Raw genomic sequence first — 17,235 nt, 5'->3', positions numbered from 1 at the left:
CCGTGACTGTCCCTTTTGGTGTGGTTCACCTCTCAAAAAAACCGAGGCCTCCCCGCGCTGCGGGGAGGCCTCGGATGACCGAGCGTGGTGGAGCCTGTGCGATCAGTCGCCGTTGTTGCCCGGGGTGGGCGTGGTCTTGGCGATCTGCATCAGGAACTCGGCGTTCGACTTCGTCTGCTTCATCTTGTCGAGCAGCAGCTCGATCGCCTGCTGCGAGTCGAGCGCGTGCAGCACCCGGCGCAGCTTCCAGACGATGTTGAGCTCCTCCGGCGCCAGCAGGATCTCTTCCTTACGGGTGCTCGACGGGTCGACGTCGACCGCCGGGAAGATGCGCTTGTCGGCGAGCTTCCGGTCGAGCTTGAGCTCCATGTTGCCGGTGCCCTTGAACTCCTCGAAGATCACCTCGTCCATCCGCGAGCCGGTCTCGACCAGCGCGGTGGCCAGGATGGTCAGCGAGCCGCCGTCCTCGATGTTCCGCGCGGCACCGAAGAACTTCTTCGGCGGGTAGAGCGCGGTCGAGTCGACACCACCGGACAGGATGCGGCCGGAGGCGGGCGCCGCCAGGTTGTACGCACGGCCCAGACGCGTGATCGAGTCCAGCAGCACGACCACGTCGTGGCCCAGCTCCACCAGGCGCTTGGCCCGCTCGATCGCCAGCTCGGCGACGGTGGTGTGGTCCTCGGCGGGGCGGTCGAAGGTCGAGGAGATGACCTCGCCCTTGACCGAGCGCTGCATGTCGGTGACCTCTTCAGGGCGCTCGTCGACGAGGACGACCATCAGATGGCACTCGGGGCTGTTGCGGGTGATCGCGTTGGCGATCGCCTGCATGATCATGGTCTTACCGGTCTTCGGCGGGGCCACGATCAGACCGCGCTGGCCCTTGCCGATCGGCGCGACCAGGTCGATGATCCGGGTCGTCAGGCCGCCGGCCTCGCTCTCCAGGCGCAGCCGGTCCTGCGGGTAAAGCGGCGTCAGCTTCCCGAACTCGGGCCGTCCACGGCCGGTTTCGGGCGCCATGCCGTTGACCGAGTCGAGCCGCACCAGCGCGTTGAACTTCTCGCGGCGCTCGCCCTCGCGCGGCTGACGGACCGCACCGGTGACGTGATCGCCCTTGCGCAGACCGTTCTTGCGGACCTGGGCGAGCGAGACGTACACGTCGTTCGGGCCCGGCAGGTAGCCGGAGGTCCGGATGAACGCGTAGTTGTCGAGGATGTCGAGGATGCCCGCGACCGGGATCAGGACGTCGTCCTCGGAGACCTGCGGCTCGTTGCCGAAGTCGTCGCGGCCACGGCGGCCACGGCGGTCACGGTAGCGGCCGCGGCGCCCGCGGCGCCCGCCCTCGAAGTCGTCGTCCCCGTCGTCGGAGCGCTGCTGGCCCTGGCCGCGCCCGTCGCCGCGCTGCTGACGGCCGCCGCCGCCCTGCTGGCCGTCGTCGCCCTTGCCGCCGCGGCCCCGGTCACGCTGGCCGCCACGCTCGCGCCGGTCGCTCTTCTGGCCGCGCTCCTGGCGGTCCTGACGGTCGCCGCCCTTGGCGCCCTTGCCCTCGGCGGTGTCCGCCGCGGCCTCGCCCTTGGCGTCGCCCTTGGCCTCGGCACGGGCCTCCGTGCGGGTCTCGACCGCGGTCGCCGTGCCGCCGGACTCGGCGGTGGCGGTGGCGGGCGCGGTCGCCCGGCGGCGACGGCGCTCACCGGCCGGCTGCTCGTCGGCGACCGGCTCCCCGGACTGGCCCGGGATGTCGATCTGCTGCTGGGCGGCGGCCTTGTCCGCCTTGCCGCCCTTGGCGGCCTTGCCGGACTTCTCGGCATCCGCGGGCTGGTCGGCCTTGTCGGCCTTGCTCTGGTTACCGGCGTCCGCGCTGTCCTCGCCCGTACGGGCCTTGGAGGTCGCACGGCGCTTCGGCTTGGTCACCCCCTCGGCGGCGGACGGGGCGGCCTCGGAGCCCTGGGCTCCGCCGCCGGATGCGGCCTGCTTCTCCTTGATGACCTCGATCAGCTGGCTCTTGCGCATCCGCGCGGTGCCCTTGATGCCCAGGCTCGAGGCGAGCTGCTGGAGCTCCGCCAAGACCATGGCGTCAAGGCCGGTGCCCGAGCGGCGTCGCCGCGGGGCAGCGCCAGTGGCAGCACCGGTGGCAGGCGCGGAAGCGTCCGTAGCGGGCGCGGCGGCATTGCCGACACCGCTGTCGGAGGTGCCGGAGGCGTTCACGCCCATCAGATCGGTGGTGTCGCTCACGAAGGGTCCTTCCCTGGAGCGGGCGTCGGCCTGTCTGGCTCGGCGACCGGTTGTGCTGTCCGGCTGTGGTCCTTCCGTTACGGACCGGGCCGGGGCGGTGGTCCGCCGGTACGGCGGAGAGAACATTCATGGTTCCGACGCGGCAGAGTGGTTCGCTTGGATCCGCCACGCCGATTCCGGTGCGTGCACGACACTGCTCAGGCAGGCTGCTCAGGCAGTGTGGGAGGCTCCCGGAAGAAGGGTGGTCCCGGATGGGGACACTTCGCACCGCGCCTCCGAGTACATCCAAGAGGCTTCAAGTGCAGACTTGAGGTTAACACTACCGGATCCAACAAACATTCCCCCTCTCCAACCGGCAATCGAGTTGTGCGGGGCCCGGGGGACACCCCGGGCGGCTGGGTCAGCTGAGCGGCAGGACGCTCGCCCCCCCGGCGTCGAGGGCCAGCCGGTTGGCCGCCCACCCCTCGCCCGCCAGCCGTGCGACCTTGTCGGCCGCACCGTCCTCGACCAGCGCGAGCACCGTGGGGCCCGCGCCGGAGACGACCGCGGGGACGCCGTCCGCGCGCAGTCGGTGCACCAGGCTCACGCTCTCGGGCATCGCCGGAGCGCGGTATTCCTGGTGGAGCCGGTCCTCCGTCGCCGCCAGCAGCAGCTCGGGACGCCTGGTCAGTGCCTCCACGAGCAGGGCCGCCCGCCCCGCGTTGACGGCCGCGTCCACATGCGGGACGGTGCGCGGCAGCAGTCCGCGGGCGGTCTCCGTCAGCACCGGCTTCCCGGGCACGAAGACCACCGGAACGATGGAATCGGCAGGGTCCATTCTGATCGCCCGGGCGGCTCCCGCGTCCGACCAGGCGAGGGTGAAACCGCCGAGCAGACAGGCGGCGACGTTGTCGGGGTGGCCCTCGATCTCGGTGGCCAGCTCCACCAGCGCCTCGTCGTCGAGTTTTTCGCCGCCGCCTATCGTCACGGCGCGCGCGGCGGTGATCCCGGCGCAGATGGCGGCGGAGGAGGAGCCGAGGCCGCGGCCGTGCGGAATGCGGTTGGCGCAGACCACCTCGAGGCCGCGCGGCTGCCCGCCCAGCAGGTCGAAGGCGGTGCGGAGGGACCGTACGAGCAGATGGCTCTCGTCGCGCGGCAGGCTCTCGGCACCCTCGCCCGCGATGTCGACGTGCAACCCGGAGTCGGCGACCCGGACCACCACGTCGTCGTAGAGCCCCAGGGCGAGACCGAAGGCGTCATAGCCGGGACCGAGATTGGCGCTCGAGGCGGGGACGCGCACTCGGACGGCGGCGGCGCGGAACGCTGGACCGGCCATCGCTCGATGACTCTCCTTGTGTGACGTGAGATTGCTCGAAGAGGTACGGAACACCGCGGGGGCCGCCGTGACAGGACGGCGACGCCATGAACGCTCTGCGTCGGGGCGGATTCAGTACAGCCTATCGAAGGAAGGTTCTGTGGCGACATAGGGCGCACGGGAGGCGCACGATGCGTGTCGCACTCCCTGTCGTCGACCAGGTCCACTCTACTGGAGGGTTCCCCATGCCCTCATCGTTCCTCCGCATCTCGTCCACCACTCGAGTGGATCTAGAGATTGCCCGGCGGGCGGAGCCGGCGGGAAGCGGGCGTACGCCCCCTGAGGTGGGCCCGGAGGCCCACCTGGCGCGGCCCCGTACGCCCTCTGACGTGGCCCCGGTGGTTGTCCGGCACGGACCTCCACGGGCCCGGGCCGGGGGCTCGACGACAGCGCCCCGGCCCGCCTCGCGCGTTCTCCCGCGTTACGCCAGTCCGAGCCGTACGGCCGCCGCGTCGGCGTCCACCGGCACGATGACCGGCTGCGGGGCGCCCGCGACCGCCCAGTCGGGGTCCTTCAGTCCGTTGCCGGTCACCGTGCACACGATGCGCTGGCCCGGGTCGACCTTGCCCTGCTCGGCCGCCTTCAGCAGCCCGGCCACGCTCGCCGCGGAGGCCGGCTCGACGAAGACGCCCTCCTGGGAGGCGAGCAGCCGGTAGGCCGCGAGGATCTGACGGTCGGTCACCTCGTCGATGAACCCGCCCGACTCGTCCCGCGCCCGCTCGGCCTGGGACCAGGACGCCGGGTTGCCGATCCGGATCGCGGTGGCGATGGTGGCCGGCTCCTTGACCGGCTCACCGCGCACGATGGGCGCCGAGCCCGCCGCCTGGAAGCCCCACATCCGGGGGGCGTGGGAGGCCGGGCCGTCCTCGGCCGCGTACTCCTGGTAGCCCTTCCAGTAGGCGGTGATGTTGCCCGCGTTCCCGACCGGCAGGACGTGGATGTCGGGCGCGTCGCCGAGCATGTCGACGATCTCGAAGGCCGCGGTCTTCTGCCCTTCGATACGGGCCGGGTTGACCGAATTGACCAGCGCCACCGGGTACTTCTCGGACAGGCCGCGCGCGAGCGTCAGACAGTCGTCGAAGTTGCCGTCGACCTGGAGGATCTTCGCGCCGTGCACCAGCGCCTGGCCCATCTTGCCCAGCGCGATCTTGCCCTGCGGCACCAGCACCGCGCAGACCATCCCGGCGCGCACGGCGTACGCCGCCGCCGAGGCCGAGGTGTTTCCGGTGGAGGCGCAGATGACGGCCTTCGCCCCGGCCTCCTTCGCCGCGCTGATGGCCATCGTCATGCCGCGGTCCTTGAAGGACCCGGTGGGGTTGGCGCCCTCGACCTTGAGGTGGACCTCGCAGCCGGTGCGCTCGGAGAGCACCTGCGCGGGCACGAGGGGCGTTCCGCCCTCGCGGAGGGTGACGACGGGGCTCGTCTCGCCGACCGGGAGGCGGTCGCGGTACTCCTCGATGATGCCCCGCCATCCGTGCCACTGGCGGGTGCCGGACATTCGAGTCCCGGCGTCAGCAATTGCGTTCATGATGTCCCTTTTTCTCCGCTCGCCCTCTACTCGGCCTCTGCTCCGCCTCTGTCGGCCTGCGATCGGCCTGTCTGTCGACCCTGCGATCGGCCTGCGATCCGCGAGGGGCCTGTTGCCGGCCCGCTATTCGCCCTCGACCCGCATGATGCTCGCGACATCACGGACGGTGTCGAGCCGGCGCAGGGTCTCGACGGTCGCCGAGAGCGCGGCATCGCTCGCGCGGTGGGTCACGACGACGAGGGACGCCTCGCCGTCCTTCCCCTGCTGCCGGACCGTATCGATCGACACGCCGTGCTCGGCGAACACTGTCGCGACCTGAGCCAGAACACCCGGTTTGTCGGCGACGTCGAGGCTGATGTGGTAGCGCGTGACCACCTGGCCCATGGGGCTCACGGGCAGTTGGCTGTACGCGGACTCGCCCGGCCCGGCGGTGCCCGACAGCTTGTTGCGGCACGCCGCGACCAGGTCCCCGAGGACGGCCGAGGCGGTCGGCGAACCGCCCGCGCCCGGTCCGTAGAACATGAGCTGACCGGCGGCGTCGGCCTCCACGAAGACCGCGTTGTACGCCTCGCGGACCGAGGCCAGCGGATGGGTCAGCGGAATCATCGCCGGGTGCACCCGCGCGGTCACCGACCGGCCGTCGGCGGCCCGCTCGCAGATCGCGAGCAGCTTGACGGTGCACCCCATGCGCTTCGCGGAGGCGATGTCGGCCGCGGTCACCTCGGTGATGCCCTCACGGTGCACATCGTCGAGGGTGACCCGGGTGTGGAACGCGATCCCGGCCAGGATCGCGGCCTTGGCGGCGGCGTCGAAGCCCTCGACGTCGGCGGTCGGGTCGGCCTCGGCGTACCCGAGCGCGGTGGCCTCGTCCAGCGCCTCGGAATACCCGGCTCCGCTGGTGTCCATCCGGTCGAGGATGAAGTTCGTCGTGCCGTTGACGATGCCGAGGACGCGGTTGATGTTGTCGCCCGCGAGCGACTCGCGCAGCGGCCGCACCAGCGGAATCGCGCCCGCGACCGCCGCCTCGTAGTACAGGTCCGCCCCGCGCTCCTGGGCGGCGGCGTGCAGCGCCGCGCCGTCCTTGGCGACCAGCGCCTTGTTGGCCGACACCACGCTCGCGCCGTGCTCGAAGGCGGTGGTGATCAGCGCGCGGGCGGGCTCGATCCCGCCGATGACCTCGACCACCACGTCGATGTCCCCGCGCTTGACCAGGGCGGTGGCGTCGGTGGTCACCAGCTCGGCCGGTACGCCCTCGCGGACCCGCCCCGGGCGCCGCACCGCGATCCCGGCCAGCTCGACCGGGGCGCCGATGCGTGCCGCGAGGTCGTCCGCGTGCGTCGTCATGATGCGCGTCACCTCTGAGCCGACGACTCCACAGCCCAGCAGCGCCACTTTCAGCGGACGCGTACGCATCATCCGACCTCGCTTCTCATCCATCTAGGTGGTGCACCAGTCTCATGCACTGGACGGGGTTTCCTGCCCCCGGGTCCAGTATCCGAGATTTCTTTCTCGCTGACCGATCTGGGCCGACCGACCTTGCTGCCCGACCGGCTTGTCGGCTCGCTAACCCACGTCGAGTCGCAGAAGATCCTCCTCCGTCTCCCGGCGGACGATTTCCCGCGCCTCACCATCCCGCACGGCGACGACCGGCGGACGCAGCGCATGGTTGTAGTTGCTGGCCATCGAGCGGCAGTACGCGCCGGTGGCCGGGACGGCGATCAGGTCACCGGGCGCCAGGTCGGCGGGCAGGAAAGCATCCCGTACGACGATGTCGCCCGACTCGCAGTGCTTGCCGACCACCCGGGACACCATCGGCTCGGCCGTGGACGAACGGGAGACCAACGCCACCGAATACTCCGCATCGTAGAGCGCCGTACGGATGTTGTCGGACATGCCCCCATCGACACTGACGTACGTCCGCAGCCCGGGCAGTTCCTTGACCGTACCCACCTCGTACAGGGTGAATGCCGTCGGCCCGACGATCGCGCGCCCCGGCTCGACGGACAGCCGCGGCACCGAGAGCCCGGCACCCGCACACTCCCGGGTCACGATCTCCCGCAGCGCCGCGGCGATGTCCCCCGGCTCGCTCGGGTCGTCGTCCGGCGTGTACGCGATGCCGAGCCCGCCACCGAGGTCGATCTCCGGCAGCTCGACCCCGTGCTCGTCCCGGACCTCCTTGAGCAGCCCCACGACGCGGTGGGCGGCCACCTCGAAGCCGGAGGTGTCGAAGATCTGCGACCCGATGTGCGAGTGCACGCCGATCAGCTCAAGACCGTCGAGCTTCAGCGCCCGCCGCACCGCCTCGGCCGCCTGCCCGCCCGCGAGCGGAATGCCGAACTTCTGGTCCTCGTGGGCGGTCGCGATGAACTCGTGCGTATGCGCCTCGACGCCGACCGTGACCCGGATCTGGACCTTCTGCCGCTTGCCCAGCCCCTGCGCGATATGGGCGACGCGCACGATCTCCTGGAAGGAATCCAGCACGATCCGCCCGACCCCGGCCTCCACGGCCCTGTGGATCTCCCTGCCACTCTTGTTGTTCCCATGCAGGGCGATCCGCTCGGCGGGCATCCCGGCGGCGAGGGCGGTGGCCAGCTCTCCCTCGGAGCAGACGTCGAGGTTCAGCCCCTCCTCGTGCAGCCAGCGCACGACGGCGCGGGACAGGAACGCCTTCCCGGCGTAGAACACGTCCGCGTCCTCCCCGAACGCCTCCCGCCAGGCCCGGCAGCGGGCGCGGAAGTCGTCCTCGTCGAGGAAGTACGCGGGCGTCCCGAACCGCTCGGCGAGCGTCGTGACGTCGATCCCGCCGACGCTCACCACTCCTTCGTCATCCCTGGTCACCGTGCGGGACCAGACCCGGGCATCGAGCTGGTTGAGATCGGCGGGCGGCGCAGCGTAATGCCCCTCGGGCAGAACATCGGCGTGACGGGGCCCGGCGGGGTGGGCGGAACGGCTCATGCTGTCTCTCTCATGGTTCACATACGGTTCGGGGCGCTGATGCCGAGCAGGCGGAGGCCATTGGCGAGCACGACGCCGGTGGCCTCGGCCAGCCGTTTTCGCCGCGTACCGGGAAGGAAGGCATCAGCGGTGGCAACAAGGTGACGCGCAAGCCGATCGGGCGCGCGGTGCCGGGCAGCGGCCTCGACGGTACGGGGAAAGTCACCGAGCAGTCCGAGCAGCGCCGAGTCGTCGGCGCCCTCTGCGTCGCCGACGGACCTCTTCGCCAAAGCATGCGCATACCGCACCCTGAAGAGCGGATTCCCCTCCCGCTGGGCCAGCAGGTGCGCCGGATCCAGATCGGGCAGATCATGCGCGGCAGCCCGCAACAGCGCCCACCGAGCGGCATCGCCGCCAAGCCGAGTAAGCAGCTCACGGCCGTCGACCCCGGCAGCCCGCACAGAAATAACCTCCCCGCCGGGGCCTACATCAACCGACCCCCCACACCCCTCGACAAGCCCCTTCACGACATGCAGCACCAGCGCAGCCCGCACCTCATCCGCAGGCGCGAAGCGAGAGTGCACCCCCGCAAGCCCATCCCCAAGCCCGTACCGATCCCCCCGCTCTAGAACGCCCTCGACCATCTGCTCATGGGAGTGCGCATCAAGGGTGATGTTGAGGAACCCGGGCCCGGCAATATCCACAGCCGCGATCCCGGGCGTCCCGACGAGCCGCCGCCGCAGCACCTCAGCGATCCGCGCGGCAGCGCCCTCACCCCGCCCCCGGGCCAGCTGCAACGCCACATTGGTCGCATAATCCCCGCACCCGGGCCGCGGCGGGGTCTGCACCGTCACCCGCTCCGGCACAGCGACGCACAGCTCGTCGGCCTCGACGGCGCGACGCACGGTGTGCAGCACAGTGCGGGAGAGCTGGGCGGGTGTCACGGCACCAGCGTATGGGAGGAGGGGGGTACCCCCGCGAACCGGTTTCGCCCCTCGGACCACCGCACGCCCGTCCACGGAAGGTGTGAGGTCGGGAGGCCCACCGACCAACCCAAAACCTCGGCTAGCCGGTGGGCCCCACAGCCGGCTCAGCATCACCGGGCGCGGCCGCCCCAGCGGCCCCTTGACTCATCAGCCGCCCCACGAGCTTCACCAGCTCGGCGGGCTCGAAGGGTTTCGCCAGAAAGGCATCCACCCCCAGCGCCCGCCCCCGGTCCACCTCCACCTGCGTACACGCACTGATCATCGCGACCGGCAACTGCCGGGTCCGCGCATCAGCACGCAACCTGGACGCCGTCTGCAGCCCATCCAGTCTGGGCATCACGACATCGAGAGTGATCACATCGGGTGCCACCTGGTGAACGATCTCCAGGCACTCGGCACCATCGGCCGCGGTCACGACCTCGAAGCCCTCCAGCTCGAGGTTGACCCTGATCAGCTGCCGGATGACCTTGTTGTCGTCGACGACAAGGACCCGGCCGGACAAGCCAGGCACACCCTGAAGAGTAGGCGCGCCCCCGCCCCCGCGTCCGCGTTTTGCCCACTTCCACCCCGTGCGAGGGACCTTTCCCCCACTCCCCTGCGCCCCACCCTCCACATGCGGTATACCCCCCTCCGCTCTCACCCCGCCCTTCCCTCGCGCCTCTCCCGATAACCGTTCATGACCACCCTCCACGAACTGGTAGTGTTCTACCCGTCGCCGCAAGACAGCAGCGACAGGCGCAAGCCCCCGTAGCTCAGGGGATAGAGCAACGGCCTCCGGAGCCGTGTGCGCAGGTTCGAATCCTGCCGGGGGCACCTCGCAAAAGGTGCCAGCAGACCCCGCCATCAGCCGCAGCCGCTGAGTGCGGGGTCTTCGCGTATGCGCAGTCGAACGTCCCCACGGCGGCGTGCACCAGGTCGCGCAGGGTCTCCAGACCTCCTGCGCCTCCCTGTGGAAGCGGAATACTGACAGCCGCTCGAGGGAAGCGGGTGGGGAGCTCTTCCCGCCTCCCCCGAGCAGGCCCCATGGCTACCCTGGGAACATGACCACACGGGAAGAGCTTCACGAGCTCATCGACCGCGTGCGCGATGACGACCTCGACGCCGTGGTACAGACCCTGCGGCCGTTCCTAGGGCCCGCGTCTCGCCCGGCACGGCCCTCGTTCATCGGCATGGGTCGGTCCGGGCACTCCGACACGTCCGCCCGCGCGGATGAGATTCTGCGGGAGACAGGGTTCGGCGAGTGATGTGGTCGACACGGGCCCGCTCGTGGCCCTCGCGGACGCTGACGACGCCCACCACACGGCGTGCGCTCGCTGGTACGACAGCGTCCACCCCCGCAACCTCGTAATCCCTGCGCCGGTCCCATCGCGGAAGCCTGCCATCTGATCGGCACACGCTGTGGAGCCCAGGTGGAGGCCGCGTTCCTGGACGCGCTCGCGGCCGGACAGCTCGGCACCGTCACGGGCGTCATGCCCGACGACGTCGAGCGCATGGCCCACCTCGTGCGTGAGTACGCCAGTCTGCCGCTCGGAGGCACGGACGCGTGCGTCGTTGCCATCGCGGAACGCTGGCAGGCGAAGCAGGTGGCCACCGTCGACCGGCGGCACTTCAGCGTCGTGCGGCCCAACCACGCGCCCGCGTTCGAGCTGTTGCCGTACGACCTGTAGCCTCCGCGCGAGGCCCGGCGTTGGCTGCTTCCTCCTGGCCGTCGATGCAGCCGTGACAGCACTCGGCAGGACTTGGAGGCCCCCGCTACGCGGCCAGGCGGCGGATTCCCGCCCGGCCCGGAGGCACCGCCGTGGCCTGGATCCCGACGACCTCGACGGCGACGCCCCACGCCTCAAGCATCTTGGCCGTCTGCACGAGGGTGACCTGGGAGAACGGGAACAGCGTGTCGGCGGTGAGGTCGGTGCCGTCCTTCAGCAGGATCGCGAAGACGACCTTCGACGGCCGGAACCCCTCCGGCAGAGGCCGACCAGGCCGGGCCGCGGCCACCTTCCGGGCGAACCCGTCCCCGGCCTCCGGCGAGTGCAGCAGGGTCTGTACGGCGACCACGGCCTGGCCGAACAAATGGCTCAGCGCGTCGGAGCCCTTGGCCCGCTTCACCATCACCAGGACGTCGTCCGGGCTCAACAGGTCGCAGATCTCCACACCGTTGCCCCGGTGCAGAGCGCTCCGGACGTTGTCACGGTCGAAGCAGACGTACCCGGGCCGCAGGTCGGGCACCGACTCGTTGTAGTCCCGCTCCTTGTCCCCGAGCACCCAGGCGGGAAGGTCGACCGAGGGCGTGCCGGTGATGAGCCGCGCCACCTGAGAACGAATCGCCTCAAGGTACGCCTCACCGATCTCGTACCACCGCCCGTCCAGCAGGAAGAACCGGCGGGCACCGAGCACCACCTCCGCCTCGATCCACCGCAGCACGCTCGACGTCCAGATGACGTCGCCCTTCTCCGCCCGGGTATGCGCGTAGAGGGTGACGGTGCCGTCCCGGAGCGCGGCGAAGCGCGTTCCCGCCCTGTGCACGCGGGCCCGGTTGAGGACGTACTCCAGGCTGAAGTCGTCAGTGAAGTAGGCCTCCGAGCGGTTGACCTTGGTGGCGAACGCCTGGGCGGCGGCGTAGTCGTCCCAGTGCTCGGACGGGACGGCAACCGCGATACGTCCGTCCGGCACCTCGCCCAGCATGTCGTCGAGCCGCCCCTCCAGCCGCGTGACGAGGTCGGCGTCCTTGACCGGGACGATGTGCTCGACGAACTCCAGCTCCGGAGCCGGCGTCTCGTCCCGAAGGACACGGGCGATGGCCCGGATGTCCGCGACCAGGTCCGGAGCGTCGATACCGAGGCGCATCCGCAGCCCGGTACCGCCCTCGACACTGGTGATCTTCGTACGGTCGTCCTGAGCGATCGTCAGCTGGATCCCGTCCAGCCGACCGCCCAGCCGCCGCACGATCTGCGCGTGCTCCTGGACACCCAGGCTCCAGACCGGAGCGCCGCCGGGCACGAGGGTGATGTCGGTCCGGCCGCCGCCCGGCGTGTGGGAGACCAGGTCACGGATCTGGGCGGGGTCCACCCTGCGAATCACGAAACTCAGCCCGAAGCGCCGGTCCTTGGCCCAGTCGGGCACCAGGCGGAAGCCCTGGTCGTACCCGATGGCGTACACCTCTCCGTCGACCGCGAGCATCAGCAGCCCGGCCGACCGGCTCACCGGCCGCGCCACCTCGCACCCGGTCGTGCGGTTGATCTCGCCGCACCAGCTCGCCACCGGCTGCTCGAAGCTGCCGGTGACCAGCAGCGCCGGAACGCCCAACCACTCCTCGGCACGTGCAGTTCCGCGCCGACAGCGTCAGTCGCACGGGGTCGAGGACGCCGATCATCTCGTCGACCGTGGGGGCGACGCCCGTGAGCCGGTACAGGGTGCTCCGAACCTCGACAGACAGGAATTGTCAGGAAATCATTCCACAACTGGCAGTCTGCGTGCGAGACTCAGCCGGGATCTGACGACCTGAGGAGTTCAAGGCATGACAACGGGGGCCCACGACGGACCGGTTCCGGAAGCAGACTTACGTGGGCAGCGGGCACTGGACCTCCTGGACAAGGCAATCGACATCCAGAGCCCACTGGTGCGCAAGAACATCGCACGGGCCCGCCAGCGGAACCCCGAGGCGACGCCGGCGCGGGTAATCCGAAACCTGGAGCGGATGTACGTCAGCGCCTTGACCGGGACGGGTGCCGCAGTGGGAGGAACCGCGGCCGCGCCCGGCGTCGGTACGGGAGTCGCACTGGCGCTGTCGGCGGGCGAAGCTCTGTCATCTCTTGAGCTGACCGCCCTCTTCGCGCTCTCCATCGCTGAAGTCCACGGAGTCCCCATCGACGAGCTCGAGCGCCGCCGAACGATCGTCATGGGAATCATGCTCGGCGGAACCGGATCCACCACCATTACCAAGATCGCCGAGCGGACGGGGCAACACTGGGGACGTCAGATTGTCGCCAAGGTGCCCCTTGAGACGCTGCGTCAGATCAACAAGGTCCTGGGGAAGAACTTCGTCACGAAGTACGGGACCAAGCAGGGAATCATCGTTCTCGGTCGAGTGGCACCGTTCGGGATCGGCGCTGTGATTGGCGGCGGCGCCAACGCGGCCCTCGCCACTCTGGCCGTGCGAGCCGGCCGTCGCGCATTTGGCCCACCCCCGACGTCGTGGCCCTACCTGACGCACAACGCACCGCCAGCGTCCGAGAACTCACATCGCTGACCTTCGGTGCACTGAAGGGTGTCGAGCGCCCAGCCTCCGTCACCGGAGTCGACTACGGCACCGTGCAGTCAGGCTCCGGGCCATCTGGGCGAGTTAACACGGAACATCCCGTTCGAGTAGCCGACGAGGTGAATGACCGAGGCCGGCGGGGTATTGCAGCGCATACAGGAGACATCAGCGCAACCACGGGGGGATCTGTGGGTGGCGGAAGCATCAGCAGTACGTGTGTGAAGTGCCGCAGCTTCATCAAGGTCGACCAGGACGGCCGCGTGGTCGCCCATGAGAGGCCGCTGAGCCATCTCCTCTGCCATGCCTCCGGCCAGCTCGCCACCCTCGTGTCGGTCGAGTGGGGGCCCGGGCCTCGACACAGCCGGCGGATTGCGGGTGGGGGCAGACGCAGGCGTGACCAGCGGAAGAGGACCGAGTACCTCAAGCCCCCTGAGTGGTTACCGAAGTATCAGGGTGGGCACCTGCCGACGATCGGCTTGCCCGCCAATGGGTGGTTCAGTGTCTGGTTCCCGGCTCACACGTTGTGGGAGCACGAGCGGAAACTGTCCGGCTGGCTCGGAAGCGATCGATCGTTCCGGTGGGACGGCCACGACGGATGCTGGACGGTTGCCAGCGCTCACTTCCCTCGCATGAGCCGGACGCTGCTACGCAGGTACCCGAGCGTCCTCATCGGCCGCGAGTACAACCCGCGTGAAAGGTGCAACTCTTCCTGCCAGAACGCCCAGGGCTTTCTGTGTACCTGCTCCTGCCGTGCCAAGTATCACGGCCGTGGTCAATGGCGAAGCGGGTGGAGGACCCTCGGCGAGTTCAACGGCCGGCGCGCGGGGAGGCCGTGGCACTGGATGGCCGTTGCCAGCTGATCGCCGCGGCACTCGCTCGCGAAGCGAGTCTGCGCAGGGCCCAGCCCCACGCCCCGCACCTGCCGACGGAGCTCGTTCACCGCCCTGCGCGGCCATCTGGACGGGGCGGGGGGAGGAACTCTGGTCGTCAGACAGCGACCACGTGCACGTCCGTCGGCGCGAGGACCGTCAGGTAGGCGTGGATGTCGTCCGGGTCGGTGGTGAAGATCACCGCGCTGCCGTGCCGGGCCGCTGCCAGGGCCACCCAGGCGTCCACCGCGTCCGGCCGCTTCTTCGTCGGCAGGGCCGCCTGCCCCAGAGCGGTACCGATGCGCCGCCAGTCCGCGAGCTCCGGGCCCGTCGCACAGGCCAGACACTCAGGACGGCCTGCCTTCGTCTCGCGCACGGGCGGCTCGGACGTACGGGCCTGCGGGACCGTGCAGTCCTTCAGGACGCCGGACAGGGCGTGCACCAGCGCCGGCTGGGGGCGCCACACCTGGGCGAGCACCGGGCCGAGCACCAGCGCGCGGTGCGGGACCGTGCGCAGCCCCTCGTGGAGAGCCACCGCCTTCGCCTTGCGGTCGGCGAGTGCGATGAGCATGCCGGTGTCGTAGACCGGCACCCGTGCGCTCACGCGGCGTGTCCCGGATGGCGGCCTTGCCGGTCCCGGCCGTGGACGAGGCCCAGGGCCTCCTCGACCTCGCGGCGTTCCTGCTCCGTCAAGTCCGCGGCCGGTTCCGGGGCGGGTTCGGCGGGCAGCCCGTCCGCCGCCTGCTCTGCGCGGGCGATCAGTGCGTCCACCTCGGCGAACTGTTCCTCTATGGCGTCGCTCTCGGCCATCTGGCGCGTTGCGGCATGCACGAGGTATGCCGAGACGTCCATGCCCGCCCGTTCCGCGTGTTGTCTGATGCGTTCGGCCTGGTCCTGCTCCAAGCTGATGGTGATGCGCGTCCTTGCCACGAAGGCATCGTAATACGCGTATGACGACAGTGCTAGTGCGGTCGAGGCGGGCAATCGGCTCGCCCCTCTCCCCAGCACCCCCGTTCCGTATCACCCCCACCGGTATCCGCCGCCCGCCCCGCGCCGTGGACCTGTGATCCGACCACACCCATAGGTGAGAGGGGCGCTTCCTCGGTCGTCACGTGGAGGGTCAATACCAGGAGCGACGACTCCAACGGCGGCAAGGGAGAACGTGCGGCAGCGCCACACCACAGCAGGCGGTCCGCGCCATGCGATGGCCGCCCACCCCCGGCTCGTTCCGGCCCCGGCTCCGGCTCCGGCCGTACAGGCGCGGCTTCCGGGGCCGGTTGTGGGTTCACAAGCCGTGCTGGTCGAGGAGCCGCATCAGGTTTCGTTTGCGCTTCTGGTCGGCGCGCAGGGCGGTCAGGTACGTGGTGAACTCGTCCTGGGTGCCCAGGCGGCGGTGGCAGTCGCGGATGCTCAGCAGCAGGCTGGTCAGCTGCTCATAGATCGCGTTGCCCGTCTCCTTCGTGAGGGGTTCGGCCAGCCGGTGGTAGACGCGGAGCGCGTCGGCGGGGCGGGTGGGGCGGGCCTGGTCGGCGAGAGTGAGCCATTGTTCGTCGTGGGCACCGGTCTCGGTGGCGGCCTCCCAGGCGGCGTCGACGTCCTTGTCGTCGAGCAGGGCGTCGACCAGGACGGAGCTGACGTACCGGGACGGTTGGCGCTGCTCCGCGTCGGCACCCAGCAGGGTCAGCGCCCCGTCGCGTTCAGTCGGCCAGCAGTCCGCGGCCCGTGCGGCGGCTCGTAGTTGCTGGTACGCGAGCAGGGTGCGGCGGGCGCCGAAGTGGTCGCGGCGCAGGGCGACGGCATCGGGGAGCCGGTCCGCCTGGGTGTAGCGGTCGCAGAGGTAGTCGACGAGGGCCGTGTCGACGGCGGCGAGGTCGCGGGCGTCCTGGATGCCGCGTTCCGCCCAGCGCAGGGCCTCGTCGGGGCGCCGGGCGGTGTCCAGTTCGTGGGCGATGACCAGGTGGGTGTGGCCGTTCGGTGACAGGTCGGCCGCGTGCACGGCGATCACCGCGTCGACGTCGCCTCCCGCCTTGGCCACACGCTCCATCAGGTACTTCTCCGCCCAGCCGCGGCGGTTGCCCCGCCACGCCTCGACCGCCGACTTCCGCAGGACGGTCATGCCCTCTTCGCCGAGGATGTCCTCGTAGTCGAGCGGATCGATGTCCGTGAGGCCGTCGTCCACGTCGCCGAGCGCATGACCGACCAGCCAGCGCGCGAGCTCCTCGGGATCGGGGCGTGCCGCACGGCACGCTTCGAGGTGGGCGTCGGCGAGGTCTGTACCGACCTGCCCGAGCCAGCCGTCGGAGTCGTCGACCATCTCCACCGCGTCGGCGAGTGGCTTCATCGCCTCCCGTGCCAGGGTGATCGCGTCGTCAGCCCGGCCCGAACCGGTGAGCGCGCCGATCGCGGACACCGCCTGCCCGGCCTGGTCGGCGTAGGCGCGGGCGTCGGCGTACTCGACGTAGCCGTACTGCGCGAACGGTGAGATGTCCAGCAGATCGCGGATACGGGCGCGGACCGCGGCGAGGTCTCCGCGAGCGCTCGCGGCCCGAAGCTCCAGGCGGCGCCGCAACTGCCGGTCCTCGCCGACCTGTTCCCGCATCAGGGCGAGCAACTCGTCCTTGGACAGGGCGGACAGCCACCCGTCGAGGTCCTGCGCACGGGTCTGGGCCGCCTTCCGCTGCCGCGGCAGGCTCTCCCGCTGGGCGAGCACGCTCAGGCCGAGGGCGACCAGGTGCTTGCAGAAGTTGCCCTCCATGCCGTACGGGCAGTCGCACTCACCGGACAGCCCACCTGGCCCGTCCAGCGTCAGCTCCACCTCGTACCGCTCCGTCCCGTGGACGCTCGCGGTGACCCAGCCGTCACCGACCTCGACCCCGGACACCGCGTCCAAGTAGCCGAGCCCACGCTCGTATGAACGCGGACCGGCCAGCATCTTGAGGTTCGCCTCGGTGAGGCTGCGCATGATACTTCCGATCTGTCGTGGTTGTGCCCTTGATGCTTCGCCAGCCCAGGGAAGGCCAACGCCGCCGCGTACGCTTTCGGTAAGTGGCCGGTGGCAGTAATCCAGCCGCACCACACTC

14 protein-coding genes and 1 tRNA gene are annotated in these 17,235 nt (G+C 70.3%); 4 read left to right on the top strand and 11 right to left on the bottom strand.

What is annotated here, in order from left to right; genetic code table 11:
* Positions 1 to 102 precede the first annotated feature (102 nt).
* The 7 genes from rho to LCH29_RS17920 form a co-directional block, all read right to left on the bottom strand.
* Complete coding sequence (gene rho / locus LCH29_RS17950; protein ID WP_446462724.1) at positions 103 to 2,229, bottom strand: transcription termination factor Rho; 2,127 nt, start codon at positions 2,227 to 2,229, stop codon at positions 103 to 105.
* 400 nt (positions 2,230 to 2,629) lie between these two features.
* Positions 2,630 to 3,544: a homoserine kinase gene (gene thrB / locus LCH29_RS17945; protein WP_123099806.1), complete on the bottom strand. Its 915-nt coding sequence runs from the start codon at positions 3,542 to 3,544 to the stop codon at positions 2,630 to 2,632.
* A 460-nt stretch (positions 3,545 to 4,004) separates the two neighbouring features.
* Complete coding sequence (thrC, locus tag LCH29_RS17940; RefSeq protein ID WP_446462747.1) at positions 4,005 to 5,081, bottom strand: threonine synthase; 1,077 nt, start codon at positions 5,079 to 5,081, stop codon at positions 4,005 to 4,007.
* A gap of 153 nt (positions 5,082 to 5,234) precedes the next feature.
* Positions 5,235 to 6,527 carry a homoserine dehydrogenase gene (locus tag LCH29_RS17935; protein ID WP_446462723.1) on the bottom strand — a complete coding sequence of 431 codons (1,293 nt, stop codon included), beginning with the start codon at positions 6,525 to 6,527 and terminating at the stop codon, positions 5,235 to 5,237.
* Positions 6,528 to 6,674: 147 nt separating this feature from the next.
* Positions 6,675 to 8,066, bottom strand: a complete 1,392-nt coding sequence (gene lysA / locus LCH29_RS17930) for a diaminopimelate decarboxylase (protein ID WP_446462722.1) — start codon at positions 8,064 to 8,066, stop codon at positions 6,675 to 6,677.
* 17 nt (positions 8,067 to 8,083) lie between these two features.
* A complete protein-coding gene (locus LCH29_RS17925; protein WP_446462721.1) occupies positions 8,084 to 8,989 on the bottom strand; it encodes an ArgS-related anticodon-binding protein NrtL in 906 nt (301 codons plus the stop codon).
* Between the two features lie 121 nt (positions 8,990 to 9,110).
* Positions 9,111 to 9,542: a response regulator gene (locus tag LCH29_RS17920; protein WP_257232225.1), complete on the bottom strand. Its 432-nt coding sequence runs from the start codon at positions 9,540 to 9,542 to the stop codon at positions 9,111 to 9,113.
* Between the two features lie 230 nt (positions 9,543 to 9,772).
* Here LCH29_RS17920 and LCH29_RS17915 point away from each other — a divergent pair.
* The 3 genes from LCH29_RS17915 to LCH29_RS17905 all read left to right on the top strand — a co-directional run bounded on the left by LCH29_RS17915 (position 9,773) and on the right by LCH29_RS17905 (position 10,698).
* Positions 9,773 to 9,844 (top strand) — tRNA-Arg (locus LCH29_RS17915).
* 227 nt (positions 9,845 to 10,071) lie between these two features.
* Positions 10,072 to 10,275 (top strand): hypothetical protein, encoded by a 204-nt coding sequence (locus tag LCH29_RS17910; protein WP_446462720.1) that lies wholly within the window; start codon positions 10,072 to 10,074, stop codon positions 10,273 to 10,275.
* 165 nt (positions 10,276 to 10,440) lie between these two features.
* On the top strand, positions 10,441 to 10,698 hold the full coding sequence (locus LCH29_RS17905; protein WP_446462719.1) for a hypothetical protein: 258 nt from the start codon (positions 10,441 to 10,443) through the stop codon (positions 10,696 to 10,698).
* 85 nt (positions 10,699 to 10,783) lie between these two features.
* Here LCH29_RS17905 and LCH29_RS17900 read toward each other — a convergent pair whose 3' ends face one another.
* A complete protein-coding gene (locus tag LCH29_RS17900) occupies positions 10,784 to 12,334 on the bottom strand; it encodes a TIGR04141 family sporadically distributed protein (protein WP_446462718.1) in 1,551 nt (516 codons plus the stop codon).
* A gap of 211 nt (positions 12,335 to 12,545) precedes the next feature.
* Here LCH29_RS17900 and LCH29_RS17895 point away from each other — a divergent pair, with 211 nt between their 5' ends.
* Entirely contained in the window at positions 12,546 to 13,277 is a 732-nt protein-coding gene (locus tag LCH29_RS17895) for a hypothetical protein (protein WP_446462717.1), read from the top strand.
* Between the two features lie 996 nt (positions 13,278 to 14,273).
* On the opposite strand, the gene LCH29_RS17890 is transcribed toward LCH29_RS17895, so the two are convergent.
* From LCH29_RS17890 to LCH29_RS17880, 3 genes are all read right to left on the bottom strand, one after another.
* Complete coding sequence (locus tag LCH29_RS17890) at positions 14,274 to 14,759, bottom strand: hypothetical protein (RefSeq protein ID WP_446462716.1); 486 nt, start codon at positions 14,757 to 14,759, stop codon at positions 14,274 to 14,276.
* Complete coding sequence (locus tag LCH29_RS17885; RefSeq protein WP_446462715.1) at positions 14,756 to 15,085, bottom strand: plasmid mobilization protein; 330 nt, start codon at positions 15,083 to 15,085, stop codon at positions 14,756 to 14,758. The genes LCH29_RS17890 and LCH29_RS17885 overlap by 4 nt, the downstream gene beginning before the upstream one ends.
* Before the next feature lie 355 nt (positions 15,086 to 15,440).
* Positions 15,441 to 17,117 (bottom strand): SWIM zinc finger family protein, encoded by a 1,677-nt coding sequence (locus LCH29_RS17880; RefSeq protein WP_446462714.1) that lies wholly within the window; start codon positions 17,115 to 17,117, stop codon positions 15,441 to 15,443.
* Positions 17,118 to 17,235 lie beyond the last annotated feature (118 nt).

This window comes from Streptomyces sp. BRA346, assembly GCF_052851135.1.
This window is presented reverse-complemented; position numbering and strand designations above follow the sequence as displayed.

Coding starts and splice junctions, on each gene's coding strand:
- LCH29_RS17935 (WP_446462723.1), bottom strand. CDS start 6,527: ATGATGCGTACGCGTCCGCTGAAAGTGGCGCTGCTGGGCTGTGGAGTC.
- lysA (WP_446462722.1), bottom strand. CDS start 8,066: ATGAGCCGTTCCGCCCACCCCGCCGGGCCCCGTCACGCCGATGTTCTG.
- LCH29_RS17895 (WP_446462717.1), top strand. CDS start 12,546: ATGACAACGGGGGCCCACGACGGACCGGTTCCGGAAGCAGACTTACGT.
- thrB (WP_123099806.1), bottom strand. CDS start 3,544: ATGGCCGGTCCAGCGTTCCGCGCCGCCGCCGTCCGAGTGCGCGTCCCC.
- LCH29_RS17910 (WP_446462720.1), top strand. CDS start 10,072: ATGACCACACGGGAAGAGCTTCACGAGCTCATCGACCGCGTGCGCGAT.
- LCH29_RS17880 (WP_446462714.1), bottom strand. CDS start 17,117: ATGCGCAGCCTCACCGAGGCGAACCTCAAGATGCTGGCCGGTCCGCGT.
- thrC (WP_446462747.1), bottom strand. CDS start 5,081: ATGTCCGGCACCCGCCAGTGGCACGGATGGCGGGGCATCATCGAGGAG.